The following is a 19,756-nucleotide window of genomic DNA, read 5'->3' as shown; positions in this document are numbered from 1 at the left end:
GGTAGAAAATATGAAGCAAGTATTGAAGTGTTTTAATGTCGTAACGATGATCACACTTCTCCTATCCATCATATTGCCTTCACCCAGTGCTTTTGCTACAGAGATAAATAAAAAAAGCTGGGATGAGTTACAAGGAAATGATGTGAAAATTAAGGCAGAGCAAGTAAATGCTGAAATATATAAGGGAGAAGTAGCGGAGAGGGAGCACGTATTTCAATATACGATTGAAAATACGGGAGCTACACCAATTCAAGAATTGGTGCTTAAACAAAATAATGAAAATGAAATTACGTTCCCTTCGCAATCTGTGAAAGTAAACGGAGAGAAGTTACCTGAAAATAAGGTAGCGGATTTCTATGTAGAGGAAAAAGATAAGGGAGGAAAGGTTCTTTCTTCTAATCTTAAAATTAAAGATTTAAAATCACATGAAAAAATGACTGTGTTAATAAAAGCTCGTCGTGCACAACATTTTAATAAAGAGTATAAGCAAAAAATTAGTGTGCAAAAGGATCAACTACAAATAGGAAACATGTCTGTAGATGTTGAAGGGATTCCTTCTGAAGACAAGGTTGAAGCTAATACCGATGATGAGGCTGACAGTAGTAAGAAAGAAATCGGATCACCAGCTGATGCTAAATCAAAAGAAGTGGATGGAAAATTAAAAGTATCTGCAGGAGATAAAAATAAACCTACAGCGAACACGGAACTAGTGAAGCAGCCAGTAGATAAAGATGAGAAGAAACTAGAAAAAGAAGCGGAAAATCAGAGCGATGCAAAAGTACAAGCTGCATCAGAAAATGCTTCGAAGGTTCAAATCCAAACAGGAGATAAACAAGGGTTTGGAGATCCACTGTATTCTACAACTGCTGCTGGTAATTTAGTACAGACTGGTAATGTGACACTTGGTTTGACGACCGATCATTATGGCAGACAAAGTCTGGGGTATAAGACGAATAAAATGACTGTGGACGTTGATAACGATGATAGTACTTTTAATTCGTCAACAGGAGCTTTTCCTAACATTCCTGCTGGAAGTAAAGTGAAAAAGGCTTACTTATTCTGGACAGCAGCAATGGGGTTACCAGGAAATATTGCTGATAGAAAGGTTACCGAGGATCAAGTAAGGCAACCAGTCAAAATGAAAATGGGAAATAAAGAATATGCAGATGTAACTGCTGATAGCATACGAAAAGCGGATAGCTTACCTTTTATTTCCAATTACTCAGGTGCTGGTGCTGGTTATGTTGCATATGCGGATGTAACAAATGTAATTGCGCAGCAAGGGATTTCTCAAACTTTGACAGTTGCAAATGTGCCACAAATTAAAGATGTAACAGGTGGCGGCTATTACTGGGGTAACTGGAATCTTATATTAGTTTATGAAAACTATAAAGAAACAGTAAAAGACATGAAGATTTGGGAAGGGCTAGTCTCTCAAAAAAGTACAGCCTGGACAGATATTAGTGTTAATAAAATAAATACACCCAAAGAAGGTACTTTTAAGGCGAAATTTAGTTATTTTTCATCGCAAGGTGATCCAGCTGAGAAAGATGGATATGCATATGATTATGGAGAATATGATTTTGGTGCTGGATATATAAAGATAAAAAATATTAACGGTAAAGATAATGATGCGAATGATTCGTCTATGACAGAAGTACAAGTAGACGGTACTAACGAGTTTGTTACGAAAAAATATCCAGGATATAATCCGGATTGGACGAATTCATTCAGTACTGACATTCATACGTATCATCTTGAAGGACCGAATCAAGTAAAAAATGATTTAAAAGAAGCAAAAATGCGTTTTAGAGCAAATAGTGGCTATGGTGATATTTACGTATTAAATAACGCTACATTTGTTACAGAACATAATGCTCCAAACTTACAAGTTGATAAAAAGGCGTTAGATAGTGCCGGAAAAGAAATTAAGGACATTAAAGCTGGTGAAGAGTTTACGTATCAAATTGAAGTGAAAAATGATACGAAAAATAACCAAGCACCTGTATCTAATGTAAAAGGTTTTGATAAATTAGATGATCGTTTAGAGTATGTTCCGGAATCTATACAATATATTTCTGGAAGTAATAAAGGAAATAAAACAGATAATGCAAGCGATGATGAAGCAGAGTTTGTAAATAATCAAATTGATTTCCGTATGGGTGAAGGGGCAGATGCTAAAGACGGCGGTGTTTTAAAACCTGGTGAGAGTGCTATTATTACATTTAAAGTAAAAGTGAAAGCTTCTGTACAATCAGATACAACAATAAAAAATATCGTTGCGGTAAAGGGAAAAGATAGTACCGAGGTAAATTATGAAACTGCAGATGATGCAAATGTTACGGTTACGCTTCCAAAAGAAGTTCCGGGAGAAATAGAGGCGAGAAAAATAGCTTCTAATAAAACACCGAAGTTAGGTGATGAAGTAGAGTATCGTATTACATTTAAAAATACGGTAAAAGATGGACGTCTAGATGTATTGACAATTGAAGACGAATTACCAAGTAGTCTTGAATACGTAAAAGATAGCTTGAAAGCAGAAGGTGCAAAACCAGAGCCAGTAGAGCTGAAGTTTGAAAATGGTAAAGTAATTGCAAAGTATCCAGAAATTATGGATATGGAAGAAAGAAGTATCGTCTTTAAAACAAAAGTAAAAGAAACTGCAAAAATTGGTGAAGAAATTGTTAATAAAGCAACCGTTAGTGATAAAACAAATCCACCAAAGGATTTAGAAGAGAAGATTACACCACAGCATAAGGCCGGTAAAATTGCTGCAAAGAAAAAAGCAACAAATAAAAAGCCGAAGCTAGGAGAAGAAATTGAATATCAAATTAGCTTCAAAAATACGGTGGAAAACGGAAAACTAGATGCAGTTACAATAGAAGATGAAATTCCAGCTAACTTAGAATTTGTTCAAGGTAGTGAGAGAGCTGAAGGTGCTGAACCAACTCCAGTAGAGTTAAAAGTAGAAAATGGTAAGGTAATCGCAAAATATCCAGAGATTACGGATACAAAAGAGCGAAGCATTTCCTTTAAAGTGAAAGTAAAAGAAGAGGCAAAAGCCGGAGAAACGATTGTTAATAAAGCGGTTGTGAGTGAGCCAAATGGACAGTCTGAGCATCCAGAAGAAAAGATTACGCCGGATTATAAATACGGTAAAGTGGATGTTGAAAAAAGCGTAACGAATCAAACACCAAAACTGGGAGAAGAAGTGGAATACCGAATTACATTTTATAATACGGTAGAAAACGGAAAACTAGAAAAGGTGCTAGTAGAAGATACACTACCTAAAGGTGTTGAATACGTGAAAGATAGTTTGAAAGCTGAAGGTATAAAACCAGAGCCAGTAGAACTAAAAGTGGAAGACGGCAAAGTAATGGCAAAGTATCCAGAAATTACGGATACAGAAAAAAGAAGTATTGTTTTTAAAGTGAAAGTAAAAGATTCGGCAAAAGTAGGGGAGGCAATCGTAAATAAAGCAATTGCAAAAGATCCGAAAAATGAACCTGTTGAATCGAAGGTTGTTATTACACCGCAAAGTAAAAAAGGTGAAATTGCTGCTACAAAGGTAGTTAATAATAAGAAACCGAAGCTAGGAGAAGAAATCGAGTACCGCATTAGTTTTCATAATACGGTTGAGAACGGAAAACTAGAAGAGGTGCGAGTGGAAGATACAATTCCAAAAGGTCTTGAATATGTAGAAAATAGTATCAAGGCCGAAGGAGAAGCACCTGGACCAGTAGAATTAGCTGTTGAAAATGGAATAGTCAAAGCTAAGTATATCGATATTATGGATATGAAAGAAAGAAGTATCGTCTTTAAAGTAAAGGTGAAGGAAGAAGCAAAAGTAGATAAAGAGATTGTCAATAAAGCAATTGTTGATGATACGAAAAATCCACCGATTGAGCCGGAAGAAAGAATTACTCCGCAATATAAGGATGGAATAATTGATTCGAAGAAGACAGTAGATAATCCATCACCAAAACTAGGAGAAGAAGTAGAATACCGAATTAGCTTTAAGAATACGGTAGAAAACGGAAAACTAGAAAAGGTAACGATAGAGGATACAATTCCTAACGGTTTAGAGTATGTAAAAGGCAGTGAAAAGGCTGAAGGTGATAAACCAGCTCCATTAAAGTTAAGTGTGAAAGATGGAAAAGTCATTGCTGAATACGAAAATATTACGGATATGAAAGAAAGAAGTATTGTCTTTAAGGTAAAGGTGAAGGAAGAAGCGGAAGTAGGTAAGGAAATCATTAATAAGGCAACTGTTGATGATATGAAGCATCCGAAAGAACCAGAAGCAAAAATTACACCATTACACAAAGATGGAAAAATTAAAGCGAAGAAAAGCGTAAATAATGAAACACCGAAGTTAGGAGAAGAAGTAGAATACCGAATTAGTATGAAAAATACGGTTAAGTACGGAGAGCTAACAGACGTGATAATAGAGGATACTCTACCAGAAGGTTTAGAGTATGTAGAAAATAGTTTGAAAGCAGAAGGTGCCGGAACAGATTCAGTAGAGCTGAAATTTGAAAATGGTAAGGTAATGGCAAAATATCCAGAAATTATGGATACAGAAGAAAGAATTATCGTTTTTAAAGTGAAAGTAAAAGAAGGAGTAACAGTCGGTAAAAAAATCATTAATAAAGCAACTATTGATGATTCGCAAAATAAGCCAGTTAATCCGACAGCGGAAATTATTCCTCAGTATAAAGATGGAAAAATTGAAGCGAAAAAGATGGTAAATAATGAAACGCCGAAGTTAGGAGAAGAAGTGGAATACCGAATCAGCTTTAAAAATACGGTAGAACATGGAAAGCTAACAGAGGTAATAATAGAAGATTATTTACCAAATGGATTAGAGTATGTGAAAGATAGTGTAAAAGCAGAAGGTTCTAAGCCAGATCCAGTGGAATTGAAATTTGAAAACGGTAAGGTAATGGCAAAGTATCCTGAGATTACAGATACAAAAGAGAGAAGTATTACCTTTAAAGTGAAAGTAAAAGGTAAAGTGAGCGATTCAATTGTTAATGAAGCGATTGTGAGCGATACGAAACATCCGCCAGAAACACCGACAGCAGAAATTATTCCGCAACATAAAGACGGAAAAGTGAAAGCGAAGAAGACGGTAAATAATGAAACGCCGAAGTTAGGAGAAGAAGTAGAATACCGAATTAGTTTTAAAAACACGGTAGAAGACGGAAAACTAGCAGAGGTGAAAATAGAAGATACTTTACCAGAAGGTGTAGAGTATGTAGAAAATAGTGTAAAAGCAGAAGGTTCTAAGCCGGATCCAGTAGAATTGAAAGTGGAAAATGGTAAGGTAATGGCGAAGTATCCAGAGATTACGGATACAGAAGAAAGAAGTATCACTTTTAAAGTGAAAGTAAAAGATGAAGTGAAAGTCGGTAAAAAAATCGTCAATAAAGCAATTATTGATGATACGAAAAATGAGCCAGAAACAACGACGGCAGAAATTACTCCACAGCATAAAGACGGAAAAGTGGAAGCGAAGAAGACGGTAAATAATGAAACGCCGAAGTTAGGAGAAGAAGTGGAATACCGAATCAGTTTTAAAAACACGGTAGAAAACGGAAAGCTAGCAGAGGTAACAATAAAAGATGATTTACCAAATGGATTAGAGTATGTGAAAGATAGTTTACGAGCAGAAGGTTCTAAGCCAAATCCGGTAGAACTGAAAGTGAAAGATGGAAAAGTAATCGCAAAATATCCAGAAATTACGGATCTAGAAGAAAGAAGTATCGTCTTTAAAGCAAAAGTAAAAGAAGAATTTAAGGTTGGTGAAGGCATTGTCAATAAAGTAGTTGTTGATGATACAAAAGATCCAACAACTTCAGAAGTAACAATTACGCCAGAATATAAAGACGGTAAGCTTAAAGCGGAGAAATTTGTAAACAATAAAAAACCGAAATTAGGAGAAGAAGTAGAATACCGAATTAGTTTTAAAAACACGGTAGAAAACGGAAAACTAGTAGAGGTTACAGTAGAAGATGAAATTCCAGCTGAATTAGAGTATGTAGAGAACAGTTTACAAGCAGAAGGATCTAAGCCTAGTCCAGTAGAATTGAAATTTGAAAACGGTAAGGTAATGGCAAAGTATCTAGAAATTACCGATACAAAAGAAAGAAGTATTATCTTTAAAGTGAAAGTAAAAGAAGAGGTAGAAATAGGTAAGGAGATTGTTAATAAAGCAATCGTAGTAGATACAAAAAATAAGCCAGAAGAGCCTCATGTGGAAATTACTCCGCAATATAAAGATGGTAAAATTGCTGCGCAGAAAGTGGCAAATAATCATAAACCGAAACTAGGAGAAGAAGTAGAATATCGAATTAGTTTTAAAAATACGATAGAAAACGGAAAACTAGCAGAGGTAAATATAAAGGATGCCTTACCAAATGGTTTGGAGTATGTAGAAGGCAGCATCACAGCAGAAGGTTCTAAACCGAAACCAGTAGAGCTACAGGTGAAAAATAATAAGGTAATGGCAAAGTATCCAGAAATTACAGATACAGAGGAAAGAAGTATTGTCTTTAAAGCGAAGGTAAAAGAAAGCGTAAAAGTGGGAGAAGAAATCGTAAATGAGGCAATTATAGATGATACAAAGAATCTGCCAGAAGAGCCTTATGTACCGATTACACCACAATATAAAGATGGGAAAATTGAGGCAAGAAAAGAAGTAAGTAATCATGAACCGAAGTTAGGTGAGGAAATCGAATATCGAATTATTTTTAATAATACGGTGAAAGATGGAAAACTAGCAGAGGTAAAAATAGAAGATGAAATTCCAGCTGGATTAGAGTTTGTAGAAGGAAGCGAAAAGGCTGAAGGTGAAGAGCCAAAACCAGTGGAGCTGAAAGTAGAAAATGGTAAGGTAATGGCAAAGTATTCAGAGATTATGGATACGAAAGAAAGAAGTATCGTCTTTAAAGTGAAGGTGAAAGATTCAGTTGCAATAGGTAAAGACATCACAAATAAAGCGATTATCCATGTTGATGATCCGAACCATCCAGTAATTGATCCGACAGCAAAAATTACACCGCAATATAAAGACGGTAAAATTGCTACTCATAAAAAGGTGAATAATCATAAACCGAAGCTAGGGGAAGAAATCGAATACCGAATTTCATTTAATAATACGGTGAAAGATGGAAAACTGGCAGAGGTGAAAATTGAGGATGAAATTCCGTCTGGTTTAGAGTATGTGAAAGATAGTCTAAAAGCAGAAGGTGATAAGCCAGCACCAGTAGAGTTGAAAGAAGAAGCTGGTAAGGTTAGTGCGAAGTATGAAAATATCACTGACATGAAAGAAAGAAGCATTATCTTTAAAGTGAAGGTGAAAGATTCTGTTGAAGTGGACAAAGCAATTGTAAATAAAGCAATTGTTGATGATACAAAAAATCCACCAGAGCGACCAGAAGTAGAAATTACCCCGCAGCATAAAGACGGTAAAGTTAAAGCTGATAAAAAGGTAAATAAAAAAGATCCAAAGCTAGGAGAAGAAGTAGAGTACCGAATTAGTTTTAAAAATACGGTAGAAAACGGAAAACTAGCAGAAGTGAAAATTGAGGATCAATTACCAACTGGTTTAGAGTATGTGAAGGATAGTTTAAAATCAGAAGGTAATGAGCCAGCGCCAGTAGAGTTAAAAGAAGAAGCTGGGAAAATTACAGCGAAGTATGAAAATATTACTGATACAGCTGAGCGTAGTATTATCTTTAAAGTGAAAGTAACGGAAGTAGCAAAAGTCGGTAAGAAAATCGTGAATACGGCAATTGTGGATGATGACAATCCGAAGAATCCGCCGCAAAAACCAGAAGCGATTATTACGCCGGAGTATAAGGACGGAAAACTAAAAGCTGAGAAAACAGTAAATAATCCAGCTCCAAAATTAGGAGAAGAAGTAGAGTATCGAATTACTTTCCGTAACGTAGTAGAGCATGGAAAAGTAGCGAAGGTGAAGATTAAGGATGAATTACCAACTGGCTTAGAGTTTGTAGAAGGTAGTGAAAGAGCCGAGGGAGAGAATCCGAAACCGTTGTATGTGAAAGTGAAAAACGGAATCGTCCTTGCGGAATATCCAGAAATTACGGATATGAAAGAAAGAAGTATCGTCTTTAAAGTGAAAGTGAAAGAAAAAGCTAAAGTAGGCGAAGAGATTGTGAACAAGGCGATTGTGGAAGATACAATAAATCCACCAGAGCAACCGAATATCTCTATTCAGCCTCAATATAAAGATGGTGCATTACAAGCAGAAAAAACAGTAAGTAATCATGAACCAAAGTTAGGAGAAGAAGTAGAATATCGAATTAGCTTTGAAAATACGGTAGAGAACGGAAAACTAACTGAGGTAAAGGTAGAAGATGAAATTCCAGCCGGTTTAGAATACGTACAAGATAGTATAAAGTCTGATGGGCCGGAACCAAATCCAGTAGAACTTAAAGTTGAGAATGGAAAAGTAACAGCAAAGTATCCAGAAATTACGGATACGAAAAAAAGAAGTATCATCTTTAAAGTGAGAGTACAAGAGACGGTACAAGTAGGAAAAGAGATTGTAAACAAGGCGATTGTTGATGATAATAATCCGACGACTCCGCCAGTTGAGTCACTTATACCAATCACACCGCAATATAAAGATGGGAAACTAGAGGCAAGGAAAGAAGTAATTAATCATGGACCAAAGCTAGGGGAAGAAATTGAATATCGAATTACTTTTAACGGCACAGTAGATGGCGGGAAGTTAGTTGATGTAAAGATTGAAGATGAAATTCCGTCTGGTTTAGAGTATGTGAAAGATAGTCTGGAGGCCGTAGGTGATAAGCCTGTGCCTACAGAACTTAAAGTAGAGAATGGAAAAGTAACAGTGAAGTATCCAGAAATTACGGATACGAAAGAAAGAAGTGTCATCTTTAAAGTAAAGGTAAAAGAAACAGCAAAAGTTGGAGGAGAAATAACAAATAAAGCGATTATTGAAGTGGATGATCCGAAACATCCAGTTATAGAACCGACAGCGAAAATAAAGCCAGAATATAAAGATGGTAAGTTAACAGCAGCGAAGACAGTAAGTAATAAAGAGCCAAAGCTAGGAGAAGAAGTAGAATACCGAATTAGCTTCAAAAATACGGTGGAAAACGGAAAACTAGATGTAGTTACAATAGAAGATGAAATTCCAGCCGGTTTAGAATACGTGCAAGGTAGTATTAGATTTGAAGGGGCTGAGCCAAATCCAATAGAGTTAAAAATGGAGTTTGGAAAAGTAATCGCCAAGTATCTAGAAATTACAGATACGAAAGAACGTAGTATTATTTTTAAAGCGAAGGTAAAAGAAGCGCCGAGTAAAGGGATAACAAATAAAGCAGTAGTGGACGATAAAATAAATCCGCCACTTGAGCCTACAGTTACAATTTTACCGAAAACAAAAGAAGATTTTAAGATACCAGAAGATCCGAAAGAGCCGAAGGAGCCAGAAGTGAAACCGGAAGATCCGAAAGAACCGAAGGAGCCAGAAGTGAAACCGGAAGATCCGAAAGAACCGAAGGAGCCAGAAGTGAAACCGGAAGATCCGAAAGAACCGAAGGAGCCAGAAGTGAAACCAGAAGATCCGAAAGAACCGAAGGAGCCAGAAGTGAAACCGGAAGATCCGAAAGAACCGAAGGAGCCAGAAGTGAAACCGGAAGATCCGAAAGAACCGAAGGAGCCAGAAGTGAAACCAGAAGATCCGAAAGAACCGAAGGAGCCAGAAGTGAAACCAGAAGATCCAAAAGAACGGAAGGAGCCAGAAGTGAAACCAGAAGATCCGAAAGAACCGAAGGAGCCAGAAGTGAAACCGGAAGATCCGAAAGAACCGAAGGAGCCAGAAGTGAAACCGGAAGTAAGATTGGAAAAATTAATTAAAGAGCCGCAAGTAAAAACAGAAAGAGAATTACCGAAAACAGGGGCAGCGTCTCCATGGATGATGTCAGTTGGTGCTGGAATTTCATTCTTAGTTGGCGGAGTATTATTCGTATTAGGTAGAAGAAGAAAACAATAATTTTTTTAGACGAAAAGCACACTGAGTTCGATAGTTTATCGAATTCAGTGTGCTTTCGTGGTATATAAAATAAAAGCTCCTTCCACGTATGGAAGGAGCTTTTATTTCTACATATTAAAACATGCTTGAGCTATGCATTGGTTGAAGTTTTGCATTTGGATCGAAGTAAGCTTTTGCATTGTTTACTGCTGTTGGTGCTTCACCGAAGCCGCAAGCAATGAGTTTTACTTTTCCTTCATATGTACAAATGTCACCAGCAGCGTAAATGCCAGGAATATTTGTTTCCATTTTTGAATTTACAAGGATACTGTTTTTTTGTATATCTAAGCCCCAGTTTTTAATTGGGCCAAGAGAAGAAACGAAGCCATAGTTTACAATTACGTCATCAACATCGATGATAACTTTTTCTTCCGTTTTTACGTGCTGAAGAACGACTTGTTCAATTTTGTCATCACCAATGAGTTCAACTGGAACATACGGTGTACTTACTTCTGCACGAGAATTCATTAAGTTTTCGACGCTATGTTCATGCGCACGGAATTTATCGCGGCGATGAACGATTGTAACTTTTTCAGCGATCGGTTCTAACATCATTGTCCAATCAACAGCTGAATCGCCGCCGCCAAATACTACGACGCGCTTACCGGCAAATTTATTCATATCATCAACGAAATAATGTAAGTTTTTCTTTTCATACTTTGCTGTACCTTCTAATTCTAAGCGGCGTGGTTGGAAAGCACCATTGCCAGCAGTAATAATAACTGATTTAGAATAGTGAGTTTGCTTATTCGTAACAAGTTTAAATATACCGTCAGCTTGTTTCTCAAGCGTATCGACAGCTTCTTCTAAACAAACGGTTGGGTCAAATTTCTTCATTTGCTCTTTTAAGTTATCAACTAATTCTTGTGCGCGCACTTTTGGGAATCCAGCTACATCATAAATGTATTTTTCAGGGTAGAGTGCGGATAATTGTCCTCCAAGTTGAGGTAAGCTTTCAATGATTTTTACACTTGCTTGTCTCATACCGCCATAAAATGCTGTGAACAGCCCTGTTGGACCACCACCAATAATTGTTATGTCGTAAACTTTTTGATTTTCTGCCACTTTCATTCCCCCTATAGATGGAATTTTGATATTGATTTCATATATTGTTCATATGTACACGAAAATCCTGCAAATGATGACACTTTCAAATAAATGATAGCATATTTGAGTTCATAATACTTCTGAAAACGACTGAATTGTGTGTAAGTTTTCGCATAGGTTCTTTTTTATTGTATAAAATATACAGAAAGGAAAATACATGAAAAAAAGTCTAAAAAACCCTTGAAAACGCTATGTTATTTTAAAATATTGATAATTCTCCAGACGCTTGAATTCTGGAATAAAACCGACTAATATAGGGAAGTATTATGTTAAATTTCTATGACAAAATTCGTACGATTTTTTGACTGCGTTTTGTTATGATATAGAATGTGATAAATTCCACATTCTTGACAAATAGAGTTTTTAGTACTTGGTATTATTTCTCATTACTATTATATAAAGAAAAGGGTTGTGATTTGGTGAAGACTCCAAAAATCGTAGTTTTAGGTGCAGGTTATGGCGGGATGATTACGACTGTTCGTCTGCAAAAAGCATTATCTGTAAATGAAGCTGAAATTACGCTAGTAAACAACAACAGCTATCACTACCAAGCGACTTGGTTACACGAGAGCGCAGCTGGTACATTACAAGATGAAAAAATCTGTCTAGATATTCAAGACGTTATTGATACAAATAAAGTAAACTTTGTACAAGACACAGTAGTAGAAATTAAAGCTGCTGAAAAACGCATTATCTTAAAAGACGGCGAGTTAGAGTATGACTACTTAGTAATTGGTCTTGGTTTCGAATCAGAAACATTCGGAATTACAGGATTAAAAGAGCATGCATTCTCAATCGCTAACATTAATGCAACTCGTGAAATTCGTGAGCATATGGAAGCTAGTTTCTCTAAATATGCAACTGAACAACGCGATGAGTTAGTAACAATCGTTGTTGGTGGTGCTGGATTTACTGGTATCGAGTACGTAGGTGAGCTTGCAAACCGTGTTCCTGAACTTTGCAAAGAGTACAATGTACCACGTGAAAAAGCACGTATCATCTGTGTAGAAGCTGCTCCAACAGCACTTCCAGGTTTCGATCCAGCGTTAGTAGAATACGCTGTAAAACAACTTGAGAAAAAAGGTGTAGAATTCCGCATCGGTACAGCAATTAAAGAAGCAACTGAAGAAGGTATTATCGTTGCGAATGGCGATGACACTGAATTAATTAAGTCTGAAACAGTAGTTTGGGCTGCAGGTGTTCGTGGTAACGGTATTGTGGAAGAGTCTGGATTTGAAGCAATGCGCGGACGTGTAAAAGTTGATGAGTACATGCATGCTCCAGGATACGAAGATGTATTCATGGTTGGTGACGCAGCGTTAATCATTAATGAAGAAATTAACCGTCCATACCCACCAACAGCACAAATCGCAATTCAACAAGGTTACAATATTGCACACAACTTAACTGTATTAGTTCGTGGTAAAGGTGAAATGAAAAAATTCGCATTTGATAATAAAGGATCTGTATGTTCTTTAGGTCATGACGATGCAATGGGCGTTGTTATGGGTAAAAAGTTAACAGGTTGGAAAGCTTCCTTCATGAAGAAAGTAATCGATAACCGTTACCTATTCTTATTAGGTGGACCTTTATTAGTTCTTAAAAAAGGTAAATTAAAGTTCTTTTAATATATAGTAGAAAAAGCAGAAACGGCTAAGAGCTGTTTCTGCTTTTTTCATATTAAAAATATAGTATAATATAAAAAGAAAGAATATTCTGTCCGTTCTGAAAGAGGAGGTTATTACATCATGGAGAAACGAGGGAAGGTATGGCTAGCTGTTAGTGGTTTAGTAGCTACAAAAGATGGTAGGTGGCTATTTGTTAAGAAGAAATACAGTGGATTAAAAGGGAAATGGTCTTTACCGGCTGGTTTTGTAAATGAAGGTGAGACGGTTGATGAAGCTGTGAAACGCGAAGTGTTAGAAGAGACAGGCATTGTCGCTCATGTGAAGGGGATCATTGGTGTTCGATCGGGTGTTATTCGTAATGAGATTAGTGATAATATGATTATTTTTCTTTTGGAGCCTGAAGGAGAAAATATTGTTATACAGGAGAAAGAATTGTCTGAAGTGGCGTTCTTACATCCGGATAAGATTGTAGACGATCCGAATACGTCTGTGCTTATTAAATATTTGTTAGAAGGAAGATCAGAACTACATCTTGAAGTGGACAAAACATTAAATCCAGGCGAACCATTTGGTTATACAGCTTATCACGTATTTACGGCACGTGCGAAGGAGAGGGGAAAAGAGTGAGTATACCGGTACTACTTATTTCAATGATGTTATTCTTTATTTTGTTCTTTGGAATTGGATTTTTACTCAACATGATTTTGCGAGCTACTTGGGTAATGGTTATTGTGTATCCGATTGTTTGTATGCTTATTATTAATAAAGCGAGTATGTGGGATTATTTTTCAAAACCGAAAGAAACATTTTCTTCATTTGGGACAAGTGTATCGCACTTAGGACAAGCAGACGTATTTATTCTATCTACTGGATTAGTAGGGGCTGCTTTAGCAGGAGTCGTAATCAAGAAACTTCGGAAAAGCGGATATCAAATGTTTTAATCTCCAATTAAGTTGGAGATTATTTTTTTGCATATTCCTTCATGGTATAGGGAATGATTAACGATGAAGGAGTGTGGAATATAAAAATGTTAAAACGATATTGTATTCGCATTATGATGACTTGTTTACTTGCAATTGCATTATGCGTAACATGGAATGCTTTCACAGGAGTTTCTTTATTAGAGATTGTAAAGAAGTATGAGGGAACGAGTGCAAAAGAAGTACATGCAGCAGAAGTTAAGAGAAATGTTGCTCCGAGTAAAGAAGTGATAAATGCTTTAGAGCAGGCAAACGACTGGTCTAAATATCGTTCAATTGAAATGACTGCAACAGGTTATACATCGGGGATTGAGTCAACTGGTAAGAGGCCAGGGCATCCAGAGTATGGTATTACATATTCAGGTGTTAAAGTGAAAAGGGATTTATATTCCACAATCGCTGCGGACTTACGCGTATTCCCAATTGGAACAATTTTATTCGTACCAGGTTATGGGTATGGTGTAGTAGCTGATAAGGGCGGTGCAATAAAAGGAAACCGTCTTGATCTATATTATGATACGGTGAAAGATGTTTATAGCCAATGGGGTAAGAAAAAAGTAAATGTGTACGTAGTAAAAGTAGGAAATGGTAAGTTTACAGAAGAAGAGTTAACGATGTTAAATCAAGACGAAACGATGCAAGTGTTTCGTGGTCAATATTTAAAACAAAGATAGTCTAGTCGTAATTACGCTAGACTTTTTTTCTTGGCTTATTTCATAATAGAGGGGATTTTACACGTCATATAACTGTAGTTAGAATTGTCGCATTTTATCGAAAATAAAGTTATAATGGTGGTAGAGAAATTTAGGGGGTCTGAACATGTTTCAAGTACAAAAAGAATTAGCAGGTCATGAAGCAGTAATTGTTGCTTTATTTGAAGAAGAGAAAATGAGTAGTTTTGTACAAGAACTGGACAAAGCGTTTGAAGGACAATTACAAGTTTTACTAGAAGAGAAAGAATTATCTACGAAGAAAAAGGCCATTTCGAAAGTGCATAGCTTAGGAAAAACAAATGTGAAACGTTATTACTTTGTTGGTTTAGGCAAGAAAGAGTCTTACACGACAGAAACGTTACGTGCGGCTCTTGGTAAGGCATTTAAAACACTGCAATCAGCAAAAGTACAAGATGCAGCAATCTTACTTGATTCTTTCGTAACAGAGAAATTAGACGCGATTGATGTCGCTCATATTGCAGCAGAGGTACAAGGCCTTGGTACATATGAATTACAAACGTATAAATCAGATAAAAAGGATCGTGTAGAGTTAGAGAAGTTCACGGCTATTACAGCGGAAGATGCACAAGAAATTGAAGCCGCATTAACAGTTGGCTACGTACATGGACGTGCAACAAATTCAGCTCGTACACTTGTAAATATGCCGCCAAACGTATTAACAGCGACAAAGCTTGCTGAGTATGCTGTTGAATTAGCGGAGAAGTATGATATGGACTATAAAGTTCTTGAGAAAGAAGAGATGGAAGATCTTGGTATGGGTGCGTTACTTGCAGTAAACCAAGGTAGTGTAGAGCCACCGAAAATGATTGCTCTTATTTATAAAGGAAAAGAAGAGTGGACAGATGTCATTGGATTCGTTGGAAAAGGTATTACATACGATACAGGTGGTTATTCTTTAAAACCACGTGAAGGCATGGTCGGTATGAAAGGTGATATGGGTGGTGCAGCTGCTGTATTAGGTGCGATGGAAATTATCGGTGAACTTCGCCCAGAACAAAATGTGATCGCTGTTATTCCTTCAACTGATAACGTTGTAAGTGGTACGGCATTTAAGCCAGACGATGTAATTACATCTATGAGCGGAAAAACAATTGAAGTATTAAATACGGATGCAGAAGGTCGTCTAGCTTTAGCTGACGGTATTACGTATGCGAAAAAACTTGGTGCAAACTACCTTGTTGATGTTGCAACATTAACAGGCGGTGTAATTGTTGCACTTGGAAACTATACGACAGGCGCAATGACAAATAATGAAGAGTTATTTGAGCAAGTGCTAGAAGCTTCTATGGAAACAGATGAGCCAATTTGGCAACTACCGATTTTTGATCGTGATAAAGAACGCGTTCGAAACAGTAAGTTTGCTGATTTAAATAACTCACCAGGCCGTGAAGGACATGCGGTTATGGCAGGTACATTCTTAGGCGAATTCGCTGAAGATACACCGTGGGTACACTTAGATATCGCTGGAACATCAGAAACAAAAGGCGCGCACGACTTAGGTCCAGCTGGAGCAACTGGTGCAATGGTACGTACACTTGCAACACTTGTGGAGCGTTTTGGAGAAGAATAAGAGTATAAGTGAAGACTGTTCCAATATTTTAGAACAGTCTTCTTTTTATAGGTTTGTTTACCCCGCTATTTGCCGGGTAGTAAGACTCGCACCCAAAAATTCAGCGAAAGCAAAGCAGTTAGGTGGGGTTGTCGTAAAAGCCCGATTGGTGAGGGCTGATTAAAGTTTCACTTTATAAAGAAATCGTATACAAAATCCCGTTTAAAGCAAAAGAAGTACGGCCCGTTTCTTCAGAGACAACTAATATGAGTGCATCACTCTTTTCTGATAAGCCAATTGCAGCTCTGTGACGTGTTCCTAGCTCAGGATCAACTTCTGTACTTTTCGTTAAAGGAAGAATATTAGCAGCTGAGACAATATGATTATTTTTTACGAGAACGGCACCGTCATGAAGAGGGTTACCTGGATAAAATATTGATTCGAGTAATGGCGCAGTTAAATGAGCGTTTAATGTCGTTCCAGTTTGAATGAGAGCTTCAAGCGTCTCGTTTCTTTCTACAACGATAAGAGCACCATGTTTTCTGGCGCTTAAATGTTGGATAGCTGTTGTAATAAAAGATGAACTTTCCGTATAAGGTGATAAATATGCCTGAATATAGTATGTAGCTGCCAATGTTTGTACATTTGCTAACATATGATGAATATCTTCCATTTTGCATAAAATACATTCGTCTTCTTTATCGATTGCGTTCCTCATAATCGATAGTTCTTTTTCAGCAATTTCAATCATTTGCTTTGTTTGTATTTTGAGCTCTTCTGACAAGCCCCATTCGTGCATAATCCTCATTCCCTTTAGTGGAGTATTTAACAATAGTGTATACAAATATTCCTAGTAAAATCCTGCTAGATTTTATAAAATATTGAGATACAGCATGTTTTTTTCATATAATAAAGGTATGACGAGCGAGAGGAGAGAGAAGAATGAATTGGAAACAAGAATTTAGTCGCTGGCTTTCTTACGCACAATTAGATGCAGAATTAAAAGAACAGCTAGAAAATATGAAGCAAGATGAGAAGAAAATCGAGGATAGCTTTTATAAAAATCTAGAGTTTGGCACAGGTGGTATGCGTGGTGAACTTGGTGCTGGTACGAACCGTTTAAACGTATATACAGTTCGTAAAGCAACAAAAGGATTAGCAAGCTTTATTGAAAAATTAGGTGAGGAAGCGAAAAAACGCGGTGTTGTTGTAGCCTATGATTCTCGTCATAAATCACCTGAGTTCGCAATGGAAGTTGCTGCTACACTTGGGGCACGCGGTATCACAACATATGTGTTTGAAAGCTTACGTCCAACGCCAGTACTTTCTTTCGCAGTTCGTCATTTACATACAGTAAGTGGAATCGTTCTTACGGCAAGCCATAATCCACCTGAATATAACGGATACAAAGTATACGGTGAAGATGGTGGACAGTTACCTCCAAAAGAAGCAGATGAGTTAATTAGCTACGTAAATGCAGTAGAAGATGAATTAACAGTTGAAGTCGCTGATGTAGAGCAATTAAAAGCTGACGGTTTATTACATATTATTGGACAAGAAGTAGATGATGCATATGCTGCAGAATTGAACAATGTCATCATTAATAAAGAAATGGTGCAAAAGGTCGGCAAAGACTTAAAAATCGTCTTTACACCATTGCACGGAACATCAAATATTTCTGTACGCCGTGGTTTAAAAGAAGTTGGATTTACAGATGTAACAGTTGTAAAAGAGCAAGAGTTACCAGATCCAAACTTCTCTACAGTAAAATCACCGAACCCAGAAGAGCACGCAGCGTTTGAGTATGCCATTCGTGACGGTGAAAAGGTAGGGGCAGATGTATTAATCGCAACTGATCCTGACGCAGACCGCCTTGGTGTAGCAGTGCGTAATCATAATGGTGAGTTCCAAGTATTAACAGGAAACCAAACAGGTGCATTAATGCTTGATTACTTACTATCTCAAAAGAAAGAAAACGGAACGCTTCCAGAGAACGGTGTCGTATTAAAAACAATCGTAACGTCTGAAATTGGTCGTACAATTGCAAAAGCATACGGTTTAGATACAATTGATACGTTAACTGGATTTAAATTTATCGGTGAGAAAATTAGACAGTATGAAGAAAGTGGACAATATGAATTCCAATTCGGTTATGAGGAAAGCTATGGTTATTTAATCCGCCCATTCTGCCGTGATAAAGATGCAGTACAATCTGTTCTATTTGCATGTGAAGTAGCTGCATACTACAAATCACAAGGGAAAACGTTATATGACGGTCTATTAGAAGTATTTGAGAAGTACGGCTTCTTCCGTGAAGACCTTGTATCGTTAACGTTAAAAGGAAAAGATGGAGCTGAAAAAATCCAAGAGATGATGGCAACGTTCCGTGAGAATCCTCCGAAAGAAGTGGCGGGCTTAACAGTCGTAGCAGTGGAAGACTATAAAGCAAGCATCATTACATCTTTACAAGATGGACATAAAGAAGAGATTCACTTACCGAAATCAAATGTGTTAAAATATCAATTAGAGGATGGTTCATGGTTCTGCCTACGCCCATCTGGAACTGAGCCGAAGATTAAGTTTTACTTTGGTGTAAAAGATAGTTCTTTACAAAATAGTGAACAAAAGTTACTTACTATTAAAGAAGACATTATGAATCGTTTATAATACAAAGTAATTTTAAGTAGTAAGGAACAAAAGGGAGCGAAATCTCCCTTTTGTTTTATGTAGGAAATGCTTGCTATTGATTCCGACAGGAGAGAGGGTATTTTGTGATGAAAAAAGTAAGAAAAGCGATAATCCCAGCAGCTGGATTAGGAACACGTTTTTTACCAGCAACGAAAGCAATGCCGAAAGAAATGTTACCGATAGTAGATAAACCAACGATTCAATACATTGTGGAAGAAGCAGTGAAATCGGGAATCGAAGATATTATTATTGTTACTGGTAAAACAAAGCGCTCTATCGAAGATCATTTTGATAACGCATTTGAACTAGAACAAAACTTATTAGAGAAGAAAAAATATGAGTTGCTTGAAAAAGTACAAGCTTCTTCAAAAATGGTAGATATTCATTACATCCGTCAAAAAGAGCCGAAGGGACTAGGACATGCTGTTTGGTGTGCGCGTAAATTCATTGGTGATGAGCCGTTTGCAGTGTTACTAGGTGATGATATTGTCCAAGCTGAGAAACCGTGTTTACGTCAATTAATGGATGAGTATGAAAAAACACTTTCTTCTGTTATTGGTGTACAAACTGTTCCAGAGTCGGAAACACATCGCTATGGAATTATCGATCCATTAGAACAAGAAGGTCGTCGTTACCAAGTTCGCAATTTCGTTGAGAAACCAGCGCAAGGTACAGCTCCTTCAAACTTAGCAATTATGGGCCGTTACATTTTAACGCCTGAAATCTTTATGTTCTTAGAACAGCAACATGTCGGTGCTGGTGGTGAAATTCAATTAACAGATGCAATCCAAAGCTTAAATGAAATCCAACGTGTATTTGCTTACGATTTCGAAGGAAAGCGCTACGACGTAGGTGAAAAGCTAGGATTCGTTCAAACGACAATTGAAATGGCCCTGCAACACCCAGAATTACGTGATGACATGGTTGCAATGATGAAGAAAATTTTAGAAGAACAAGCGAATCAAGAGTCTTAATAT

General features: G+C 37.0%; 10 protein-coding genes. 8 read left to right on the top strand and 2 right to left on the bottom strand.

Going from position 1 to position 19,756, the window contains the following annotated elements:
• Nucleotides 1-10 precede the first annotated feature (10 nt).
• On the top strand, nucleotides 11-10,054 hold the full coding sequence (locus tag V7S45_RS24435) for an isopeptide-forming domain-containing fimbrial protein (RefSeq protein WP_342761529.1): 10,044 nt from the start codon (nucleotides 11-13) through the stop codon (nucleotides 10,052-10,054).
• Between the two features lie 114 nt (nucleotides 10,055-10,168).
• Here V7S45_RS24435 and V7S45_RS24430 read toward each other — a convergent pair whose 3' ends face one another.
• Nucleotides 10,169-11,158, bottom strand: coding sequence for an NAD(P)/FAD-dependent oxidoreductase (locus V7S45_RS24430; RefSeq protein ID WP_000829785.1), 990 nt, complete (start codon nucleotides 11,156-11,158; stop codon nucleotides 10,169-10,171).
• 461 nt (nucleotides 11,159-11,619) lie between these two features.
• Here V7S45_RS24430 and V7S45_RS24425 point away from each other — a divergent pair, with 461 nt between their 5' ends.
• The 5 genes from V7S45_RS24425 (at nucleotide 11,620) to pepA (ending at nucleotide 16,112) form a co-directional block, all read left to right on the top strand.
• Nucleotides 11,620-12,828 (top strand): NAD(P)/FAD-dependent oxidoreductase, encoded by a 1,209-nt coding sequence (locus V7S45_RS24425; RefSeq protein ID WP_000856612.1) that lies wholly within the window; start codon nucleotides 11,620-11,622, stop codon nucleotides 12,826-12,828.
• A gap of 120 nt (nucleotides 12,829-12,948) precedes the next feature.
• Nucleotides 12,949-13,455 carry an NUDIX hydrolase gene (locus tag V7S45_RS24420; RefSeq protein ID WP_025686930.1) on the top strand — a complete coding sequence of 169 codons (507 nt, stop codon included), beginning with the start codon at nucleotides 12,949-12,951 and terminating at the stop codon, nucleotides 13,453-13,455.
• On the top strand, nucleotides 13,452-13,769 hold the full coding sequence (locus V7S45_RS24415; protein ID WP_000027016.1) for a YuiB family protein: 318 nt from the start codon (nucleotides 13,452-13,454) through the stop codon (nucleotides 13,767-13,769). Before V7S45_RS24420 ends, V7S45_RS24415 begins: the two co-directional genes overlap by 4 nt.
• Before the next feature lie 86 nt (nucleotides 13,770-13,855).
• Nucleotides 13,856-14,482 carry a 3D domain-containing protein gene (locus V7S45_RS24410; protein ID WP_000920103.1) on the top strand — a complete coding sequence of 209 codons (627 nt, stop codon included), beginning with the start codon at nucleotides 13,856-13,858 and terminating at the stop codon, nucleotides 14,480-14,482.
• Nucleotides 14,483-14,627: 145 nt separating this feature from the next.
• Nucleotides 14,628-16,112, top strand: coding sequence for a cytosol aminopeptidase (gene pepA / locus V7S45_RS24405; protein WP_000487950.1), 1,485 nt, complete (start codon nucleotides 14,628-14,630; stop codon nucleotides 16,110-16,112).
• A gap of 172 nt (nucleotides 16,113-16,284) precedes the next feature.
• Here pepA and cdaS read toward each other — a convergent pair whose 3' ends face one another.
• Complete coding sequence (gene cdaS / locus V7S45_RS24400; RefSeq protein WP_000545252.1) at nucleotides 16,285-16,890, bottom strand: sporulation-specific diadenylate cyclase CdaS; 606 nt, start codon at nucleotides 16,888-16,890, stop codon at nucleotides 16,285-16,287.
• Nucleotides 16,891-17,033: 143 nt separating this feature from the next.
• Here cdaS and V7S45_RS24395 point away from each other — a divergent pair, with 143 nt between their 5' ends.
• Both V7S45_RS24395 and galU read left to right on the top strand, forming a co-directional pair.
• Nucleotides 17,034-18,758, top strand: coding sequence for a phospho-sugar mutase (locus V7S45_RS24395; RefSeq protein ID WP_088346162.1), 1,725 nt, complete (start codon nucleotides 17,034-17,036; stop codon nucleotides 18,756-18,758).
• 107 nt (nucleotides 18,759-18,865) lie between these two features.
• On the top strand, nucleotides 18,866-19,753 hold the full coding sequence (gene galU, locus V7S45_RS24390) for a UTP--glucose-1-phosphate uridylyltransferase GalU (RefSeq protein WP_002097988.1): 888 nt from the start codon (nucleotides 18,866-18,868) through the stop codon (nucleotides 19,751-19,753).
• The last annotated feature ends 3 nt before the right edge of the window (nucleotides 19,754-19,756 follow it).

This window comes from Bacillus sp. BR3(2024), assembly GCF_039134555.1.
GTDB lineage: Bacteria > Bacillota > Bacilli > Bacillales > Bacillaceae_G > Bacillus_A > Bacillus_A cereus.
Note: the sequence above shows the minus strand (reverse complement) of the source record. Positions and strands in the feature narration are given on the sequence as shown.

Coding starts and splice junctions, on each gene's coding strand:
- V7S45_RS24435 (WP_342761529.1), top strand. CDS start 11: ATGAAGCAAGTATTGAAGTGTTTTAATGTCGTAACGATGATCACACTT.
- V7S45_RS24420 (WP_025686930.1), top strand. CDS start 12,949: ATGGAGAAACGAGGGAAGGTATGGCTAGCTGTTAGTGGTTTAGTAGCT.
- V7S45_RS24410 (WP_000920103.1), top strand. CDS start 13,856: ATGTTAAAACGATATTGTATTCGCATTATGATGACTTGTTTACTTGCA.
- pepA (WP_000487950.1), top strand. CDS start 14,628: ATGTTTCAAGTACAAAAAGAATTAGCAGGTCATGAAGCAGTAATTGTT.
- cdaS (WP_000545252.1), bottom strand. CDS start 16,890: ATGCACGAATGGGGCTTGTCAGAAGAGCTCAAAATACAAACAAAGCAA.
- V7S45_RS24395 (WP_088346162.1), top strand. CDS start 17,034: ATGAATTGGAAACAAGAATTTAGTCGCTGGCTTTCTTACGCACAATTA.
- galU (WP_002097988.1), top strand. CDS start 18,866: ATGAAAAAAGTAAGAAAAGCGATAATCCCAGCAGCTGGATTAGGAACA.